The following is a 3,216-nucleotide window of genomic DNA, read 5'->3' as shown; positions in this document are numbered from 1 at the left end:
ATGGCGGGTATGCGCCGGTCGGGTCGCGAACCCGGCAAGTCCGACCCGATCGACGCAGAGGCCGTGGCACGCGTTGCCCTGCGCGAAAGTGACCTACCGACGGCCGAGTTGCCGGGGCCGGCGCGGGAGATCAAGCTACTGTCCGACCACTGTCGCAGCCTGGTCGCTCGCCGTACCGCACTGCAGTCCAAGGTCCGCTGGTTCCTGCACGAGATCGACCCTGACCTGCAGATACCGTCCCGGGCGCTGCGTCGCTACCATCTTCTCGATGAGCTGATTGCCCACCTGGACAACCTGACCGGGGTGGTGCCGGAGATCGCCCGCGACATCTTGGAGGACATCCGATCGCTCACCCGGCGGATCAACGAGATCGAGGGCCGATTGGGTGTCCGCGTACAGGTTGACGTGACGTTGCGGGTACAGGCTCACGTGTCGGTGTCCGGCTGGGGTTTATGGTGCCGGTTCGTCGGCAGTGCTGACAAGGTCCGCTCGGTCCTTGAGCCGGTAGGACGGTCCGTTGATTGCGATGACCTCGCAGTGGTGCAGGAACCGATCCAGGATCGCCGTGGCCAAGACCTCGTCTCCCAGGACGGTGCCCCATTCGGCGAAGGTCTTGTTGCTGGTGATGATCGTCGAGCCCTTCTCGTAGCGGCGTGAAACCAGCTGGAAGAACATATTGGCCTCCGCGCGGTTGAGTGGGAGATAGCCGACTTCATCGATGACCAGCAGTGACGGTCGGGCCAGACTCGAGAGCTGCTTGGGCAAGGTGCCGAGGCTGTCTGCCTTGCGCAGCTTGCGGACCAGGTCGTCCAGCGTGGTGTAGTAGATTGAGTGGCCGGCCCGGCACGCGGTCACCGCCAGCGCCACGGCGATGTGGGTCTTGCCCACGCCGGGCGGGCCGAGCAGAGCGATGTTGGCTTTGCGTTCGACGAACTCCATCGCCGCGAGATCCTTCAAGCGCCGGGCATCGACGCCAGGTTGGAACGCAAAATCGAACTCCTCCAAGGTCTTGTGGTGCGGCAGACCGGAGAGCTTGAGCGCGTTGCGAAACCGGCCCGACTCCCGGTGGGTGACCTCCTCCTCGAGCAGCTGGTCGAGAAAGTCCAGGTACCCCAGCTGAGACTGCTCAGCACGGGTCGCGGCGTCAGCTGCGGCGGCGGCCATGTGCGGCAGCTTGAGACGCTGCGCGGCGGCGGTGATCCGACTGATGACGAACTCGCTCACGAGGCCTCACCCGCCACCAGCTCGTAGGACGCCAACGGCCGTCGAATATCGGGAACCGGGTCCATCGAGGCCAGATAGTGCGCCAGCACCGAGGACGACTCCTCCGGCCTGGCAGATGCCCCGGCCCGGTCGGGCTCGGTGTGACAGACGGCGCGGCCGACCCCGTCGGGCAGGCCGTCCCAGTGGGTGGGGTCGATGATCCACTCGTGCGACCGGCCGCCACGCCGATGGACCGCCAGCACCTGGGCGGGGTCCTCCAGGCGGCAGACCTTGATGCGGCTGGCTGTGGCACGGACCAGGACCTTCTGCCTCGCCGTCACCTGGGAGGCGGGGACCGAGTAGTGGTCGGACTCGAACGAGATCAAACAGTCCTTGCCCACCGTGCGCACGTGATCGTCGAAGATCTCGTACTCCGTGGCCGGCAGCGGGCCCAGTGCGGCGTGATCCGTTGCGGCGGCCTCGGCGATGACCTGCCCGTGGGTGCGGTGAACCTGGCCGCGGCGGATCTTCACCCACCGGGCGAAAGCGGCATCAACGTCGCCGACCGAGCGAAAGCGGCGGCCGGCCACGACGTGGTCTCGCACGATGTCGACCTGCCGCTCCACCCGGCCCTTGCCGGTGGGCCGGTAGGCGGCCAGCACATCGATGCCGTACCCGTAGTGGCCGGCGAACGCGGTGGCTGCGGCGGTGACCGGGACCGCTTTGCCTGGGGCCACATGGCGGCGCACCACGGTCTTGAGGCGGTCGTAGACGATCACGGCCGGGACCCCGCCGAAGTGGTCGAAGGCCCGCCGGTGGCAGTCGAAGAACGTCGCGGCATCCATCGAGGTCACGAAGCAGCAGAACGGGTCCCGCGAGTACGACAGCGTCATGTGGAACGAGTACACGCGAACCCCGGTGCCCAGCAGATCTCCCTCATCGCCCCAGTCGACCTGGGCCTGGGCCCCGGGCAGAGTGGCGATGCGTCGGTGCAGACTCCCCGCTCCCGGTTCGTCGAGGCCGAGCTCGGCGCGGATCTGGGGGCGGCGGGAGCGGCAGTAGGTCTTGACCCGCTGATAGTGCACATGCACGTCGTGCTCGTCGGCGAGACGCTCGCAGATCACAGTGGCCTTGATATCGATGCAGGCTCGCAGCATCGCATCGATCAGCGCTGCGATCACCTCGGTGATCGCAACCTTCTGCGTGCCCTTGCGCGAGGGCGCCGACGGCGGCGCCGTCGCGGCATCCTCGGCCAGGTACTTGCGTACCGTGCGCCAGTCACAGCCGCACTCGCGACCGATCTCGGCGTACGTCATGCCGGTGGCATGCAGCTGTTTGAAACGTCGGATATTCATCCAGGACTCCTGATCCAGGATCATGGGGGTGGGCCACCCTTCGGAAATCGTCAACTTGCCGGAAGACGACTCCAAGGGTGGCCCACCCACCTCGGCGAACAACTACGGAACGCCGAACACCGACCTGCACATGAACCTGTCCCCAAACCGACATATCAGGGTGTACGCGGACATTGGGCACGCTGGTGCGCGCGAATCACCAGCACTTGCTTGACGTGCCGGGCCTCGGGGTGCTCGGAGCGGCCACGATCATCGGCGAGACCGCCGGGGTCAGGCGGTTCAAGTCCAAAGACGCCTTCGCCCGTTTCAACGGCACCGCCCCGATCCCAGTGTGGTCTGGCAACAAGGTCCGCGTCAGGCTGTCTCGGGGCGGAAACAGGCGCATCAACACCGCGCTGCACATGGCCGCGGTGACCCAGCTGCGGCTCGGCGGCGAAGGCACCGACTACTACGACAAGCTCATCGCCGCCGGCAAGACCCGCACCGAGGCATTGCGACTGCTCCGCCGCCGAATATCTGACCGAGTGTTCGCAGCGATGCGCGCCGACGAAACAGGGCCCCTGCCCGACGCCACGTCACCTCCTCCCTCTACGGAGACACGCACTTCGATCCCCGCTCTCCAGGCAGCCGCGTGACGAAGACTTGACATAGGAGCATC

4 protein-coding genes are annotated in these 3,216 nt (G+C 66.6%); 1 reads left to right on the top strand and 3 read right to left on the bottom strand.

Features of this window, described 5'->3' with window-relative positions; genetic code table 11:
* Positions 1–135: 135 nt before the first annotated feature.
* Genes G6018_RS06450 through istA form a run of 3 tightly spaced genes read right to left on the bottom strand, consistent with a single transcriptional unit; the run spans position 136 to position 2,558 of the window.
* Complete coding sequence (locus G6018_RS06450; protein ID WP_182639196.1) at positions 136–429, bottom strand: hypothetical protein; 294 nt, start codon at positions 427–429, stop codon at positions 136–138.
* Between the two features lie 21 nt (positions 430–450).
* On the bottom strand, positions 451–1,224 hold the full coding sequence (gene istB, locus G6018_RS06445) for an IS21-like element helper ATPase IstB (RefSeq protein WP_182639195.1): 774 nt from the start codon (positions 1,222–1,224) through the stop codon (positions 451–453).
* A complete protein-coding gene (gene istA / locus G6018_RS06440) occupies positions 1,221–2,558 on the bottom strand; it encodes an IS21 family transposase (RefSeq protein ID WP_206682176.1) in 1,338 nt (445 codons plus the stop codon). Before istA ends, istB begins: the two co-directional genes overlap by 4 nt.
* A gap of 173 nt (positions 2,559–2,731) precedes the next feature.
* Here istA and G6018_RS06435 point away from each other — a divergent pair, with 173 nt between their 5' ends.
* Complete coding sequence (locus G6018_RS06435) at positions 2,732–3,193, top strand: transposase (protein WP_206685257.1); 462 nt, start codon at positions 2,732–2,734, stop codon at positions 3,191–3,193.
* Positions 3,194–3,216 lie beyond the last annotated feature (23 nt).

Source organism: Dietzia sp. DQ11-44, from assembly GCF_014145205.1.
Classification (GTDB): Bacteria; Actinomycetota; Actinomycetes; order Mycobacteriales; family Mycobacteriaceae; genus Dietzia; species Dietzia natronolimnaea.
Note: the sequence above shows the minus strand (reverse complement) of the source record. Positions and strands in the feature narration are given on the sequence as shown.

What these genes read in the sequence shown, in the direction of transcription:
- istA (WP_206682176.1), bottom strand. Translation starts at nt 2,558, where the DNA reads ATGAATATCCGACGTTTCAAACAGCTGCATGCCACCGGCATGACGTAC.